General features: G+C 37.3%; 14 protein-coding genes. All 14 read left to right on the top strand.

All coding sequences use genetic code 11. The features are described from left to right. Window positions 1-8 precede the first annotated feature (8 nt). The 14 genes from FIT63_RS03200 to serC all read left to right on the top strand — a co-directional run bounded on the left by FIT63_RS03200 (window position 9) and on the right by serC (window position 15,548). On the top strand, window positions 9-1,637 hold the full coding sequence (locus FIT63_RS03200) for a FimV/HubP family polar landmark protein (protein WP_140006532.1): 1,629 nt from the start codon (window positions 9-11) through the stop codon (window positions 1,635-1,637). A 292-nt stretch (window positions 1,638-1,929) separates the two neighbouring features. Continuing rightward, window positions 1,930-2,283 carry a hypothetical protein gene (locus tag FIT63_RS03205; RefSeq protein WP_140006533.1) on the top strand — a complete coding sequence of 118 codons (354 nt, stop codon included), beginning with the start codon at window positions 1,930-1,932 and terminating at the stop codon, window positions 2,281-2,283. Between the two features lie 6 nt (window positions 2,284-2,289). Continuing rightward, window positions 2,290-3,096 carry a tRNA pseudouridine(38-40) synthase TruA gene (gene truA / locus FIT63_RS03210; protein WP_140006534.1) on the top strand — a complete coding sequence of 269 codons (807 nt, stop codon included), beginning with the start codon at window positions 2,290-2,292 and terminating at the stop codon, window positions 3,094-3,096. A 40-nt stretch (window positions 3,097-3,136) separates the two neighbouring features. Further along, complete coding sequence (locus tag FIT63_RS03215) at window positions 3,137-3,760, top strand: phosphoribosylanthranilate isomerase (protein ID WP_140006535.1); 624 nt, start codon at window positions 3,137-3,139, stop codon at window positions 3,758-3,760. Further along, entirely contained in the window at window positions 3,747-4,949 is a 1,203-nt protein-coding gene (gene trpB / locus FIT63_RS03220) for a tryptophan synthase subunit beta (protein WP_140006536.1), read from the top strand. The genes FIT63_RS03215 and trpB overlap by 14 nt, the downstream gene beginning before the upstream one ends. Window positions 4,950-4,956: 7 nt before the next feature. Then, complete coding sequence (gene trpA / locus FIT63_RS03225; RefSeq protein ID WP_140006537.1) at window positions 4,957-5,751, top strand: tryptophan synthase subunit alpha; 795 nt, start codon at window positions 4,957-4,959, stop codon at window positions 5,749-5,751. Between the two features lie 16 nt (window positions 5,752-5,767). Beyond that, the gene (gene accD, locus FIT63_RS03230) at window positions 5,768-6,625 is read left to right on the top strand and encodes an acetyl-CoA carboxylase, carboxyltransferase subunit beta (RefSeq protein WP_140006538.1); all 858 of its coding nucleotides are present in this window, start codon (window positions 5,768-5,770) and stop codon (window positions 6,623-6,625) included. Between the two features lie 34 nt (window positions 6,626-6,659). After that, window positions 6,660-7,910 carry a bifunctional tetrahydrofolate synthase/dihydrofolate synthase gene (gene folC / locus FIT63_RS03235; RefSeq protein WP_140006539.1) on the top strand — a complete coding sequence of 417 codons (1,251 nt, stop codon included), beginning with the start codon at window positions 6,660-6,662 and terminating at the stop codon, window positions 7,908-7,910. Between the two features lie 3 nt (window positions 7,911-7,913). Beyond that, window positions 7,914-8,432, top strand: a complete 519-nt coding sequence (locus tag FIT63_RS03240) for an SPOR domain-containing protein (protein ID WP_140006540.1) — start codon at window positions 7,914-7,916, stop codon at window positions 8,430-8,432. Next, window positions 8,432-8,929 (top strand): CvpA family protein, encoded by a 498-nt coding sequence (locus FIT63_RS03245; RefSeq protein WP_140006541.1) that lies wholly within the window; start codon window positions 8,432-8,434, stop codon window positions 8,927-8,929. Before FIT63_RS03240 ends, FIT63_RS03245 begins: the two co-directional genes overlap by 1 nt. Window positions 8,930-8,944: 15 nt before the next feature. Continuing rightward, the gene (gene purF, locus FIT63_RS03250; RefSeq protein ID WP_140006542.1) at window positions 8,945-10,474 is read left to right on the top strand and encodes an amidophosphoribosyltransferase; all 1,530 of its coding nucleotides are present in this window, start codon (window positions 8,945-8,947) and stop codon (window positions 10,472-10,474) included. Between the two features lie 175 nt (window positions 10,475-10,649). Then, a complete protein-coding gene (locus FIT63_RS03255) occupies window positions 10,650-11,822 on the top strand; it encodes an O-succinylhomoserine sulfhydrylase (protein WP_140006543.1) in 1,173 nt (390 codons plus the stop codon). Window positions 11,823-11,908: 86 nt separating this feature from the next. After that, a complete protein-coding gene (gyrA, locus tag FIT63_RS03260) occupies window positions 11,909-14,458 on the top strand; it encodes a DNA gyrase subunit A (protein WP_140006544.1) in 2,550 nt (849 codons plus the stop codon). Between the two features lie 13 nt (window positions 14,459-14,471). Continuing rightward, window positions 14,472-15,548 carry a 3-phosphoserine/phosphohydroxythreonine transaminase gene (gene serC / locus FIT63_RS03265; protein ID WP_140006545.1) on the top strand — a complete coding sequence of 359 codons (1,077 nt, stop codon included), beginning with the start codon at window positions 14,472-14,474 and terminating at the stop codon, window positions 15,546-15,548. The last annotated feature ends 3 nt before the right edge of the window (window positions 15,549-15,551 follow it).

The following is a 15,551-nucleotide window of genomic DNA, read 5'->3' on the forward strand; positions in this document are numbered from 1 at the left end:
AGAAATTTATGAGCCAAAAATTTAAAAAATTATTTTTATTGTATGTTTTTTTAGCCCCGCTTATTGCTAATGCACTTCAGCTGGGTAAAATCGTTGTGACATCATCTCAAGGACAGCCTCTTAATGCTGAGATTGAAATGATGTTAACGCCAGGCGAAGATTTATCAAAACTTAAGACATCGCTGGCGTCAAAAGAGAATTACGAGTCACAAGGTATAGAACGCCTTGCTATTCATAATAATATTTCTGTTGAACTGCAAAAAAATGAAAAAGGTCTTACCGTCTTAAAACTGAAAAGTTCTCAGCCTGTTCCAGATCCTTTTTTAGATTTGCTCATTCAAGTCGACTCAGCTAAAGGAAGAAATTACCGTGAATATACGGTACTTCTTGATCCACCAGAAACTCCGATTATTCAGCAAGAAAAAATTGTTGCTGTCGATAAAACAGATCCGCTACCCATCAATGACAGAAAAGAACAAAAGGAAAGTACAGATAAAAATAAGATTACTTTTGAAAAAGAAATTAAAAATAATCTTAAAACGCTAGAGAAAAATAAGCCTGCTGAGCAATCCTCAAAATCAATTACGGTTAAACCTGCAGATACTATCTATAAAATTGCCAGAGAAAATAAGATACCTGGCATTACTACGGAACAAATGGTAATGGGTATTTTTAATCTTAACGAGCTTGCTTTCACAAATAAGAACATTAACGGTTTGGAAGTCGGACAGAAGATCGCTCTGCCATCAAAAGATGATTTTATGGATTTAACTCATGCAAAAGCGATGGCTGAAATTAAAATTCAGTCTTCACAGTGGAATAAATATAGTACGAAAACTGCTGAAGCTGTTGCAAATAACCCTAAAGTTAGCTCACCGACGTCTGACTTGCCTCTAACTCCCGCAACCATTGTTCAGAATCCTCCAGCTTCACCAGCTCCACGGATTAAATTGACCGGTGATACACTACCTAATAATAAAAATAGCAATGAAATTATTCAAAAAGAAATTAATCAGAATAATGATGATAAGACAGCACTAGAAAAAAATATTAAAGTTGCTGAACAAAAAATTGCACTTCTAGAAAAAGAGCTTGCCGATGCAAAAAAAATATTAACCGTATCTAATCAGGCTTTATTTGACCTTCAAGAAAAAGCAAAGCAGGTCAATCAAAATAAAGATTTAACTTCTAAAGTACCTGTAGTTGAATCTAAGCCTGAACTTACCTCTCTCATCAGCCAAGGAAATGAAGTTGATGTTAATAAAAATGATACAACCTCTCCTGCGGATACATCTTTTAAATCTTCTATTTCCGATAGCCCTATTGAGGAAAAAGCAAATGCTCAGTTGGCATCTGACAAGGAGGCCTCTAGTGTGTCATCGTCTAGTGGACTATTTATCTTCTTAGGGGTTCTTTTTGCTATCTTAATTATGCTTTTTGTCATCAAAACCAAAAGACAGAAAGAACAAAAAGAACTCATTGATTCAATAAGTACTGACAAAGAAAAGCCTTATTCAGAAGTTCATAGTGCTAAAGCCTCTCCGGCCATAGAAGAGGGAACTATAAAAGATATTAATTTGTCAGATACTACAATTAATTTATCAGATAAGGATCAGAAGCCGACTCATTTTGACTAGGCTATTGAACGATTAAACTATCGTGCATCCATTAGTTAAATTGGTAGGTATTTTATGTGCTTTATTGCTAATCAATAAATATAATTTCGATTTTAATCTTTTTTTACTTTTCTTTATTGTAGCTATTTCTTTTTTTATAAGATTTTCAATACCTAAACTTATTTTTAGGCTGAAATTTTTTCTTATCATCACCTTCTTTCTCTATGTTTTTAATACGCCAGGTGAGTATATATTTCTTTGGCCTTACCTATCACCGTCCTACGAAGGACTTTTTTTAGGCTCAACTCAAATTATGCGACTTATTAATTCAGTTGCCATCATTACGATTATGATTTCATTGATGAGCTATCAAACCTTGATTGAAACTTTTTATTTAATCTTTAAACCATTAAAACGATTTGGAATTGATGCAAAACGTTTTGCTGTTCGCCTTTATTTAACAATGGAATATGTCAAGACTTTCCAATCAACACGTAAACTTCGCTTTAACCTTAATGATTTGTCTTCAATACTCTTATATTCAAATAATAAGAATCTTATGAGTCTTTCTTATATTCAAATTAACGAAGAGAAAGTTAACAGCTCATCTGTACTTTTAATTGCTTTAATTGTTTCTATTACTTTTTTTTTAATTTTCTACTTATAAGCTGCCATGAAAATCGCATTGTGTATTGAATATAATGGATCTAATTACTCTGGTTGGCAGAAACAAAATGATGTGGACTCTATCCAAGGCGAAATTGAAAAAGCACTTGAAAGTATTGCGCTAGAAAAATTGGATACTTACGCTTCAGGCCGAACAGATGCTGGTGTTCATGCGCTCGTTCAAATGGTTCATTTTGAAACTAAAATTCAAAGACCTATCACCGCTTGGGTAAGGGGCGTTAATGCTTTCTTACCATTATCTATTCGAGTGTTATGGGCACAAGAAGTGGATGATACTTTTCACGCGAGATATTCAGCCTCACAACGTCATTATGAGTATTTAATTTATAACGCTTCTTTCTCTTCTGCTTTATGGGCTAATAAGGCAGGATGGATTCATGATGAGCTTGATTTCAAAAAGATGAAAGAAGCTATTCAGTATTTTGAAGGTGAGCATGATTTTAGTGCTTTTCGATCCTCTGAGTGCCAAGCTAAAAGTCCAGTGAGAACAATGTCTCGAATATCTCTTACAAACTACCATCCCTTTTATCTCTTTAAGTTTTCAGCGAATGGCTTTCTTCACCACCAAATTAGAAACATGATGGGAGCTATTTTGTATATTGGTAAAGGAAATTACCCAAGCAACTATATTGAAGAATTGTTGTTATCAAAAGACAGAACAAAATCACCTCCTACATTTTCACCTGATGGTCTTTATTTGTCTGGTGTGGATTATGACGCGCGCTACGCTTTTCCTTTTATGCACCGAACTGTCAATATTTTTGACAATAATCATTTATGCCAAGATCGTTAATCCTTATAATGAATATCTTTCATTTTGAATTGATTTTACATTGAGAACACGTACTAAAATTTGTGGTATTACTCGGCTGGAGGATGCAAAAGCTTCTGTCCGTGCAGGATGTGATGCGCTTGGCTTCGTTTTTTATAAAGAAAGCCCACGCTACATTGCTTTAGATGCTTTCAAAGTCATTGTTAAGGAGTTACCTCCATTTGTGACTAAAACTGGCCTTTTTGTAAATGCTGACCCTGCTGAAATAGAAGAAGCAATTCAATCTGGATTTGTGAATGTTTTACAGTTTCACGGCGATGAAACACCTGATTTTTGTAGACAATTCAATTTTCCCTATATCAAGGCAGTTGCAGTTTCGTCTTCAGTAGATTTGATACAATATGCCAAGGACTTTCATGATGCAGAAGCTTTATTGCTTGATGCTTATCATGAGCATCTTAAAGGTGGCACAGGTCAAATATTTGATTGGAATTTAATTCCCCAATCGCTCTCTAAGCCAATTGTATTAGCGGGCGGTCTTACTGTGGATAATGTAAAAGAAGCTATAAAGAAAGTGAAACCTTATGCAGTTGATGTCAGTGGTGGGGTTGAAGAATCAAAAGGTATTAAAAATTCTCTTAAAATTCAAGCATTTATAAAGGAAACTCAAGATGCAGCCGTATGATATGCCAGATGAAAAAGGCCATTTTGGTCAATTTGGCGGTGTATTTGTCGCAGAAACTTTAATTGAGGCGCTTGATGAATTAAGAGCGACATATGAAAAGTATCGCCACGACCCTGATTTTCTTACTGAACTTCATCATGATTTAAAGCATTTTGTTGGGCGTCCGAGCCCCATTTACCATGCTAAAAGGTGGTCTGATCGAGTCGGCGGCGCTCAAATCTATTTAAAGCGTGAAGATTTAAATCATACAGGCGCTCATAAAGTCAACAATACTGTAGGCCAGGCTTTACTTGCGAAGCGAATGGGTAAGCCTCGTATTATTGCTGAGACTGGGGCAGGGCAGCATGGAGTTGCAACAGCTACTATCTCAGCTCGCTTAGGCCTTGAGTGTGTAGTTTATATGGGATCCGAAGATGTTAAGAGGCAAGCGCCTAATGTATACCGCATGAAGCTTCTTGGTGCCACAGTTGTGCCGGTAGAAAGTGGATCAAAAACTTTAAAAGATGCACTTAATGAAGCGATGCGAGATTGGGTCACTAACATCTCAACAACTTTTTATATCATTGGCACAGTGGCTGGGCCTCACCCTTATCCTATGATGGTCCGTGATTTTAATTCTGTTGTAGGTGTGGAATGTAAAATGCAAATGAATGAGATGCTTGGACGACAACCAGATGCAGTTCTTGCATGTGTGGGTGGTGGTTCAAATGCGATGGGTATTTTTTATCCCTACATTGATTTGCGCGAAGTTCGATTGATTGGCGTCGAAGCTGCAGGACTTGGCATCGAAACAGGTAAGCATGCAGCACCTTTAACAGCCAATAGCCCTATAGGTGTTTTGCATGGTAACCGAACTTATTTAATGCAAAATGATGAAGGTCAAATTATTGAAACACACTCAATTTCAGCAGGTCTCGATTATCCAGGTGTTGGTCCTGAGCATGCTTGGTTAAAAGATATTAAGCGCGCTGAATATGTTGCTGTGACAGATACCGAAGCCTTAGATGCATTTCATAGCCTATGCCTTACCGAAGGTATTATTCCAGCGCTTGAAACTAGCCACGCTCTAGCTTATGCAGAAAAGCTTGCTAAAACGATGAAGCCCGATCAAGTGATTCTTGTGAATTTATCTGGCCGAGGTGACAAGGATATTAACACTGTGGCTAAAATTTCAAATATCAATCTATAAAGTTTATATGTCGAGAATTACAAATACATTTATAAAGCTTAAAGAAAAAAATAAAAAAGCTTTAATCCCTTATATTACAGCCGGTGATCCTCATCCTGATCTAACCCTCTCTATGATGCATGCTCTGGTAGATTCGGGTGCTGACATGATTGAATTAGGTATTCCTTTTTCAGACCCAATGGCAGATGGTCCTACGATCCAAAGAGCAAGCGAAAGAGCTCTAGCGCATCATGTAGGTTTATCTCATGTATTTAAAATAGTTAAAGCTTTTAGAGAAAAGGACACTCAAACACCTATTATTTTAATGGGCTATGCTAATCCTATCGAAGCGATTGGCGCAGAGGCTTTTGTGGAAAGAGCTAAAACTGCAGATGTGGATGGCATTATTACTGTAGATTATCCGCCCGAAGAGTGCATGCAATTTACAAAACTTCTTAAAGAAAAAAATATTGATAGTATTTTTTTACTATCTCCAACCTCCGAATTGAACAGAGTAAAATTAATTATCGAGCAAGCCTCTGGTTTTTTATATTATGTTTCATTGAAGGGCGTTACAGGAGCTGCCAATATTGATATTGAGCAAGTAAAATCCAAAGTGGGTATGATTCGGGAATTAACAGATCTTCCAATTGGTGTTGGCTTTGGAGTGAGAGATGCAGCAACAGCAAAAGAGGTTGCTAAAATTTCTGATGCGGTTGTCGTTGGTAGTCGTATGGTTCAGGAAATTGAGAATTCAAATCAAGAAAATTTAATTCAAAATATTTCGAAGTTAATGCAAGAATTAAGAGAAGCAGTTAACTAATGATTCGGATAAATCTATGAGCTGGCTAAAAGATGTTCTACCTCCAAAAATAAAACGTATTGTTGGAAGCGTATCTAAAAAAAATATTCCCGAAGGTTTGTGGTGCAAATGCCCCTCTTGCCAGGCTGTGCTTTATCGAACAGACCTTGAGCAAAATATGGAAGTTTGTCCAAAATGTTCCTTTCATAATCGAATTTCAGCACGTGCACGCATAGATACTTTGTTAGATAAAGACAAAAGGAAAGAAATCGGTGCGTTAATTCAGCCTTTAGATTCCTTGAAGTTTAATGATACGCAAAGTTATGCTGATCGCATTAAGTCATCACAAAAGGACTTGAATGAAAAAGACGCTATAGTTGTGATGCAAGGTTTAATGGAGGGTAATCCCGTTGTAGTAGCCGCTTTTGAATTTAAATTTATGGGTGGGTCTATGGGCTCAGTAGTGGGTGAAAAATTTGTGCGCGGTGTTCAAGCTGCGATTAAAGCTAAAGCAACATTCATATGTGTCTCTGCTAGTGGCGGCGCCAGGATGCAAGAAGGATTGCTATCACTTATGCAAATGGCAAAAACAAGTGCTGCTTTAACTAAGTTAAGCGAAGCTAAATTACCCTATTTTTCAGTTCTTACTGACCCAACTATGGGTGGTGTATCTGCTAGTTTTGCAATGCTCGGTGATGTAATTATTGCTGAACCTAAAGCATTGATTGGTTTTGCTGGTCCTCGTGTAATTGAACAAACTGTCAGAGAAAAGCTACCTGAAGGATTTCAGCGCTCTGAATTTCTTCTAACACATGGCGCTATTGATATGATTGTAGATCGCCGCGTCATGAAGAAGAAGCTTACTAATTTAATATCTAAATTATCTAAAAATTAATTTAACTCCCTCTAAGTCTTTGCATAAACACCCTATGAATCTTACCGATTGGCTAGGGTACATCGAATCAATTCATCCATCTACGATTGACCTCACACTAGAGCGCATCAAGATTGTTATTGAGCGTTTAAATTTAGACATTTCTTTTCCTATTCTTACTGTTGGCGGCACTAATGGCAAAGGCTCTACTTGTAGCATTCTAGAATCTATATATAGAGAAGCTGGTTATAAAGTTGCTTGTTATACCTCGCCACATTTTTTAAATTTTAATGAGCGCATTAAAATTCAAACTCTTGCTGTTTCGGATGAAGTTATTTGTGAGGCATTTTCAAGAATTGAATCAGCAAGAGAAGACGTAACACTTACATACTTCGAATACGGGACAATTGCCGCTATGATTATTTTTTCAGAGGCCCATGTAGACGTTGCTATTCTAGAAGTAGGTTTAGGAGGCAGATTAGATGCTGTAAATGTTTTTGATGCCGATTGTGCCATTGTCACAACTGTTGATCTTGATCATATGGATTATTTAGGGCACACAAGAGAAGCTATTGGATTCGAGAAAGCGGGCATTTACCGTACTGAAAAGACTTCTATTTGTGGCGACTTCGATCCGCCGCAATCTTTAATAAAGCATGCTGAATTAATTCATGCTGATTTAAAAATTATAGGTAAAGATTTTGGTTATGAAGCCCATCATGATTCGTTTGATTTTTTAATTGATTCAACTTTTGTAATGAACCTACCCTTGCCTAAATTACAAGGTGATTTTCAGTTAGCCAATGCAACAAATGCACTTATGGCAGTTAAAGCTATGGAAGATAAATTGCCTTTAACTGAAATTTCAATTCAAAAGGGAATTACATTGACTTTATTACCAGGCAGATTTCAGGAGGTCAAAAAAATGCCTTCTTTGATTCTTGATGTAGCTCACAACCCGCAGGCTGCAAGATCTTTAAGTCACAACCTCAAAACGCATGTTGTGCTTGGTAAAACAATTGCAGTATTCTCGATACTTAAAGACAAAGATATTTTTGGTGTCATTAATGAATTAAATCTTGATATTGATGATTGGTTTATTGCAGAAATTCAGAACGAGAGGGCTGCAAGTATTGAAAATATTTCCAATACTATTCAAAAAATTAATCTATCTGCTCATATAGAGGCATTTAAGAATATACAAGAAGCTTATCAATTTGCATCCAAGGAAGTCACGAGAAATGATAGAATAATTGTATTCGGTTCTTTCTTTGCCGTTGCAGATATTATGAAAATTATTTCCTAAACTATGAGCGAAGACAACTCAATACAACCTCAAGAAGACAAACTGATTAGTCAGGCTAAAAAAAGACTCCTTGGCGCAAGTGTCATTTTATTTATTCTTCTTATCTCAGCTCCTTTTGTTTTAAAAAATCGTAATGAAGAAGGACCTACCGAGCCTATTAAAATTTCAATGGAAAGTAGCCCTGAAATTGTTGACGTAAATGTTGAAAGCATTAAACTGCCAGAGACTAAACAAGAGATTCTAGAATCATCAGGCTCCCAAATTAAAAAAGAAGCAGTAATACTCCCTAGTAGTGGTATGTATATTCAGTTTGGTATTTTTTCAGATAATGAAAAAATTCAAGCCCTTCAGCAAAAATTAAATCAATTAAACATTCAAACTAAAAGTGAAGCGATCAAAGTTAATGGCGCGGATAAGGTGAGATTGATTACCGATGAATTTAAAACTGAAGCTTTGGCAAAAGAAACATTACTTAAAATTAAGAATGCAGGAATCCCCGGCATTATCAAGAAGACTAGTTAATGACTTTTGTTGATTATGGTTTCTTCATTACCATTGTCATCTCTTCTCTTCTAGGTTGTTATCGTGGGTTTATTCGCGAACTTCTTTCCATCATTGCTTGGTTTTTTGCTTTCTACTTAGCGCAATCTTTTTCTCCCATACTAGCTTCCAAATTACATTGGATTGATACTGAATCATTTCGTGATTTAATTGCTTATTTTCTGATTTTTATATCTGTTCTTGTTTCGTCCATGGGTGTCATTGCTATCTTGAATAAATTTATTAAATATACCGGACTAACACTTCCTAATATTTTATTAGGTGGCATGTTTGGACTTCTTCGCGCCCTCCTTATTGGGCTTGTCTGTCATTTTGTTATTCAGTCAACCTCATTTGAAAAAAATTCTGCTTGGCAAGATGCCTTGATTAAACCTTATTTTGAGTCTTTTACAGCTATGGTGGATGTTTATTTGCCACTTGATATCCTTAAGCATGTAAAATATTCACAACGAACATAATTTTAAGGCGCTGAAATGTGTGGAATCCTTGGAATAGTCGGCAAAAATCCTGTTAATCAGCTACTTTATGATGGCTTATTAGTCCTCCAGCATCGGGGTCAAGATGCTGCTGGTATTGTCACCTGTGACGGCAATACTTTTTTCATGCACAAAAATAATGGTCTTGTGAAAGATGTATTTCATACACGCCATATGCGAAATCTTATCGGTAATGCAGGTATTGCACATGTCCGTTATCCCACAGCAGGCTCCTCTTCAGCTGCAGAAGCCCAACCATTTTATGTAAATTCACCCTTTGGAATTGTCTTAGGACATAACGGTAATTTAACAAATGCCGAAAAGCTTAAAGAAGATATTTTTAGACAAGACCTTCGTCATATTAATACCACATCAGATTCAGAAGTTTTACTTAATGTGTTGGCGCATGAAATTGAGCAATCAGCAAAGAGCACTTTACTTAATAGTGACGTTGTTTTCGACGCTGTCACTTCGGTTCATAAGCGATGCAAAGGAGCATATGCTGTAGTTTCAATGATTGCTAATTTTGGACTTCTTGCATTTAGAGACCCTCACGGTATTCGCCCACTTGTGATCGGTAAACATGAAACCCCACAAGGTATTGAATACATGGTGGCATCTGAAAGTGTTGCAATTGATGTATTAGGATTTAAATTAGTAAGGGATGTAGAGCCGGGTGAAGCGGTCTTCATTGATATGAATGGTAATTTTTATTCTAAACAATGCGCAAAACCTAATCATCATCCGTGTATATTCGAGTATGTCTATCTTGCAAGGCCTGACTCTGTAATCGATGGTATTTCAGTCTATCAAACACGACTTAATATGGGTAAGACATTAGCGCAAAAAATTAAAAAAGCTTGGGCTCATTTAGATATCGATGTTGTAATTCCCATTCCTGATACTAGTAGGCCAAGCGCTTTACAGCTCGCACTCGAATTAGGTCTAGATTATCGTGAAGGTTTTATTAAAAATCGCTATATTGGTCGTACGTTTATCATGCCTGGTCAAGCATTAAGAGAAAAATCAGTACGACAAAAACTTAATCCTATTAAAATAGAATTCCAAGATAAGAATGTGCTTTTGGTAGATGATTCGATTGTTCGAGGTACAACATCAAAAGAGATTGTTCAGATGGCTAGAGAGGCGGGCGCTAAAAAAGTTTATTTAGTGTCAGCAGCGCCACCTGTCAGATTTCCTAATGTTTATGGTATTGACATGCCATCACGAAATGAATTACTAGCACCCAATAAAACAGACGAAGAAATTCGAGAAGAAATTGGTGCAGATGAATTAATTTATCAAGACCTTGATGCGCTTATTGAGAACATTGCATCGATTAATCCAAAACTTAAAAAATTTGATGCTTCTTGTTTTGATGGCAAATATATTACAGGCGATATTGATGAATATTATTTAAAAAATATCGAAACGCTTCGTGCTGATTCTAATATGTCTGACAAGCCATCAAATGGCAGCATACAAATGGATTTAAATTTAATTAAAGATGAAGAAGAAGCAGTTTAATGATAAGCGTTTCTTGACGTATTTTTTTTATCGTGCATAATTGAACTGCGCTGATTTGAGTGATAAAGTTATTTCTCAGCTTGCGGGCGCGTTAAAAATACAGCTAAAGCGAGGTCTGTCCCGTTTTAGTTTTTTGTGAAACGGGTTTTTTTGTGCCCAAAAAAGGTAACAGATTATGAATAACGATCCATGGAAATATGATACACAAGCGATTCGGGCTGGCTCATTACGATCTGAGTTCGGTGAGAATTCTGAGGCTATCTTTTTAACTTCAAGCTATGTGTTTGATTCATCTGCCCAAGCTGCTGCTAGATTTGCGGGTACTGAGCCTGGCAATATCTATTCTCGATTTACGAATCCTACAGTCACAATGTTTCAAGATCGCCTCGCAGCTATGGAAGGTAGTGAAGCATGTGTAGCGACTTCAAGCGGCATGTCAGCTATTTTGGCAATCATTATGGGCCTATGTTCTACTGGGGAACATATCGTGGCCTCTCGAAGTATTTTTGGTACTACCGTACAACTCTTTAGTAATATTTTAAAGCGCTGGGGTTTGGAGATTACTTTTGTATCGCTCACCAATCTTAATGAGTGGGAAGATGCTATCCAAAAAAACACAAAACTTTTTTTTGTAGAGACCCCGTCTAATCCATTGACTGAAGTGACCGACATCAATGCTCTTTCAAAAATTGCACATCAAAAAGATATTAAATTGATTGTGGATAATTGTTTTTGTTCGCCTGCGCTTCAAAGACCCTTGTTATTGGGCGCCGACATTATTATTCATTCTGCTACTAAGTATCTTGATGGACAGGGGCGTTGTTTAGGAGGCGCAGTATTGGCAGATAAAAAAACGATTGAGCCGATTTACCAATTCCTAAGGTCAGCAGGACCTACAATGAGCGCATTTAATGCCTGGGTTTTTTTAAAGGGTTTAGAAACGTTATCTGTTCGCATGGACGCTCATTCTAAGAATGCACTTCATTTAGCTTCTTGGCTTGAGTCGCAGCCCCAGATCGATCGTGTTTACTATCCCGGATTAGCCTCTCATCCGCAGCATAAACTTGCTTTAACACAGCAAAAAACGGGCGGAGCTATTGTGTCTTTTGAGGTAAAAGGTGGGCAAAAAGAGGCATGGAGCTTAATTGATTCAACTCGATTGATCTCGATTACTGCTAATTTAGGAGATGTTAAATCTACAATTACACATCCGACAACAACGACACATTCAAGAGTCAGCCCTGAAGAGCGTCAAAAAGCTGGCATCAAGGACAATCTTGTTAGAATCGCTGTAGGCCTTGAGGATATAGAGGACCTAAAAGCTGATTTGTCTAGTCTTTCGCGCTAAAAAATACCTTTAGCAGGGCATAAATACAGCCCTGCTACATGCTAAAATTTGGGTAGTTTTCTACTTAAATTATCGATCTAAATCCTATGAATCAATTTGCTAAAGAAACCATCCCAATCAGCCTTGAAGATGAGATGAAACGCTCTTATCTTGACTACGCCATGAGCGTCATTGTTGGACGAGCACTTCCAGATGTCAGAGACGGATTAAAGCCTGTTCACCGTCGTGTACTTTTTGCGATGCATGAACTTAATAACGACTTTAATAAACCTTATAAAAAATCAGCGCGTATTGTCGGTGATGTGATTGGTAAATACCATCCACATGGTGATACAGCTGTGTACGATACGATTGTTCGTATGGCGCAGGATTTTAGCTTGCGATATATGTTAGTCGATGGTCAGGGAAATTTTGGCTCAGTGGATGGCGATAATGCTGCTGCTATGAGATATACGGAAATCCGTATGTCTAAAATTGCACATGAGCTTTTAGAAGATATTGATAAAGAGACAGTAAATTTCGGTCCTAATTATGACGGCTCTGAACAAGAACCTCTTATTATGCCGGCGCGTATTCCAAATCTTCTTATCAACGGAAGCTCTGGTATTGCTGTGGGCATGGCGACCAATATTCCACCTCATAATTTAAATGAAGTTGTAAATGCGTGTTTATTACTGCTAGAAAAACCTGAGTCATCGATTGATGCATTGATTAAATTAATACCAGCACCAGATTTCCCTACAGCCGGGATCATTCATGGCACTTCAGGCGTTAAAGAAGGCTACAGAACAGGTCGTGGTCGTGTTGTTATGCGGGGAAGAACGCACGTTGAAAAGCTCGATAAAGGTAACCGTGAAGCATTAATCGTTGATGAACTTCCGTATCAAGTTAACAAAAAAACATTCATCGAGAAGATTGCTGAACTTGTAAACGATAAAAAGATTGAAGGCATTTCAGATTTAAGAGATGAGTCAGACAAATCAGGTATGCGTGTTGTGATTGAATTAAAGCGCGGAGAGAATCCTGATGTTGTTTTAAATAATCTTTATAAGCAAACACAGCTTCAAGATAGTTTTGGTATGAACATGGTAGCGCTCATTGATGGCCAGCCAAAACTTCTTAACTTAAAACAAATTTTAGATGCCTTTTTAAGGCACCGTCGTGAAGTTACTACAAGAAAAACTGTATTTGAATTAAGAAAAGCACGCGAACGTGGCCACATGTTAGAAGGTTTAGCAGTCGCATTAGCTAACGTCGATGAAATGATTAAAATTATCAAGGCTGCTCCAACACCGCCAGATGCTAAGAGAGAATTGATAGCGCGCACATGGAAATCTTCTGTTGTAGAGGCGATGTTGAATGGTGCTGCCATGGAGTTTTCTAGACCTGAAGGATTGTCTAAAGAATTTGGATTGACTGATTCAGGCTATAAGTTATCAGATGTTCAAGCACAAGAAATTCTGCAATTAAGATTACAACGCTTAACAGGGTTAGAACAAGAAAAAATTGTTAATGAATATAAAGAGATTATGAATGTTATTACAGATTTTCTTGATATTTTAGCAACACCTGCAAGAGTCACTGCAATTATCGTCGATGAATTGAAGGTGATTAAAGATCAATATGGTGACAAACGTCGAAGTGAAATTGTAGAGAATGCTTTAGATTTATCCACTGAAGATTTAATTACACCTGAGGATGTAGTCGTCACACTTTCTCATACAGGCTATATTAAATCACAAGTGTTAGATGAGTATCGTGCCCAAAAAAGAGGTGGCAGAGGCAAGCAAGCAGCAACGACAAAAGATGATGATTTTATCGATAAAATGTTTGTAGCAAATACACACGATAATATTCTATGTTTTTCAAGTCGTGGACAAGTGTATTGGTTAAAAGTTTACGAGGTTCCACAGGGCAGTCGCACAAGTCGTGGTAAACCTATTGTTAATTTATTCCCTCTCCAAGAGGGTGAAAAAATTAATGCGATTCTTCCTATTAAAGAATTTGATGATAAGCATTATATTTTTATGGCCACTGCATTAGGTACAGTTAAAAAAACACCGCTTACAGATTTTTCAAATCCACGTAAGTCAGGCATCATCGCAATTAATCTCGATGATAATGACTTTTTAATTGGCGCTGAAATTACTGACGGATCCAACGATATTGTTTTAGTCTCAAATGGCGGTAAAGCTGTTTGGTTTGACGAAGAAGATGTAAGGAGTATGGGTCGAAATACTCGAGGTGTTCGTGGTATGAAATTACAAGAAGACCAACAAGTGCTATCCCTTCTTATCGCAAGCGATGATCAACAATCTATGTTAGTTGCAACTGAAAATGGCTATGGAAAACGAACTGTTTTATCTGACTTTAGACATTCTGGTCGAGCCACACAAGGTGTTAAAGCGATTCAAGTAAGTGAACGTAATGGCCTTGTTGTTGCTGCAAAACTTGTGAACGACGAAGATGAGATTATGTTGATTACGACAGGTGGTGTACTTATTCGAACACGTGTAAGTGAAATTCGCGAATTAGGTCGTGCGACTCAAGGCGTCACATTAATTAATTTAGGTGAGAATGAAAAATTATCAGGCCTCGAGAAGATTGTAGAAGCTGATGAAGATTTAGAGGGATAGCTTTTAATTCATCATGAAATATTCTTATAACTTCTCAGCCGGTCCAGCTGTATTACCCAAGTCAGTGATGCTTCGAGCGCAAGCTGAAATGATTGATTGGCATGATACAGGATTGTCTGTGATGGAAATGTCACACCGTGGCAAGCATTACATGTCGATCTTTGAGAAAGTGGAAAGTGATTTTAGATCGCTTTTTAATGTACCTAAAAATTACAAGGTACTTTTTCTTCAAGGTGGTGCGATTGCTCAAAATTCAATGGTGCCTTTGAACCTTCTCAATGGAAAAAAAGCTAATTATGTTGTGAGTGGTTATTGGTCTAAACGCACTTACCAAGACGCTCTTCCTTTTGGTGACATGTCTATCGCTGCTTCTTCTGAATCGATTGGTTACGCGAAAGCCCCAGATCTAAACGATTGGAAGATAGATCCTTCAGCTTCATACGTCCACTTCTGCTCTAATGAAACGATACATGGCGTTGAATATTTTGATATGCCATCTATTAAGACGATTCCAGTCATTGCCGATATGTCGTCTCACATCCTTTCAAGACCAGTTGATATTAGTCAATTTGGAGTTATTTATGCTGGTGCGCAAAAAAATATTGGCCCTGCAGGTCTTACAATTGTAATTGTTAGAGATGATTTATTAGAAGTGGCTTCACCATTAACACCCTCCGTTTTCAACTGGAAGACGCAAGCTGAGAATCAATCTATGATTAATACACCGACGACTTATAGTATTTATATGGCTGGCCTAGTGTTTGAGTGGTTAATTGAACTCGGTGGCCTTAGTGCGATTGAAAAGCAAAATATTAAAAAAGCTGAATTGTTGTATAACTATATCGATTCAACAGATTTCTACACAAATCCTATTGATATCAAAAACCGTTCGCGTATGAACGTACCATTTAGAATTCAAAATGAGGATTTACATGCTTCTTTTGTAACAGGTGCTGAAAATTTAGGTATGATCGGTTTAAAAGGCCATCGTCTTGTAGGTGGCATTAGGGCTTCAATCTACAATGCTATGCCGATTGAAGGTATTCAAGTTCTAGTTGATTACATGAAAGATTTTGAAAAGTCGCACTAATAT

This window comes from Candidatus Methylopumilus planktonicus (assembly GCF_006364715.1).
Lineage (GTDB): Bacteria > Pseudomonadota > Gammaproteobacteria > Burkholderiales > Methylophilaceae > Methylopumilus > Methylopumilus planktonicus_A.

Bases quoted from the DNA above. Each gene is read 5' to 3' on its own strand.
- truA (WP_140006534.1), top strand. From the start codon at position 2,290: ATGAAAATCGCATTGTGTATTGAATATAATGGATCTAATTACTCTGGT.
- FIT63_RS03255 (WP_140006543.1), top strand. From the start codon at position 10,650: ATGAATAACGATCCATGGAAATATGATACACAAGCGATTCGGGCTGGC.
- FIT63_RS03205 (WP_140006533.1), top strand. From the start codon at position 1,930: ATGCGACTTATTAATTCAGTTGCCATCATTACGATTATGATTTCATTG.
- purF (WP_140006542.1), top strand. From the start codon at position 8,945: ATGTGTGGAATCCTTGGAATAGTCGGCAAAAATCCTGTTAATCAGCTA.
- serC (WP_140006545.1), top strand. From the start codon at position 14,472: ATGAAATATTCTTATAACTTCTCAGCCGGTCCAGCTGTATTACCCAAG.
- gyrA (WP_140006544.1), top strand. From the start codon at position 11,909: ATGAATCAATTTGCTAAAGAAACCATCCCAATCAGCCTTGAAGATGAG.
- trpB (WP_140006536.1), top strand. From the start codon at position 3,747: ATGCAGCCGTATGATATGCCAGATGAAAAAGGCCATTTTGGTCAATTT.
- folC (WP_140006539.1), top strand. From the start codon at position 6,660: ATGAATCTTACCGATTGGCTAGGGTACATCGAATCAATTCATCCATCT.
- accD (WP_140006538.1), top strand. From the start codon at position 5,768: ATGAGCTGGCTAAAAGATGTTCTACCTCCAAAAATAAAACGTATTGTT.
- FIT63_RS03245 (WP_140006541.1), top strand. From the start codon at position 8,432: ATGACTTTTGTTGATTATGGTTTCTTCATTACCATTGTCATCTCTTCT.
- trpA (WP_140006537.1), top strand. From the start codon at position 4,957: ATGTCGAGAATTACAAATACATTTATAAAGCTTAAAGAAAAAAATAAA.
- FIT63_RS03240 (WP_140006540.1), top strand. From the start codon at position 7,914: ATGAGCGAAGACAACTCAATACAACCTCAAGAAGACAAACTGATTAGT.
- FIT63_RS03200 (WP_140006532.1), top strand. From the start codon at position 9: ATGAGCCAAAAATTTAAAAAATTATTTTTATTGTATGTTTTTTTAGCC.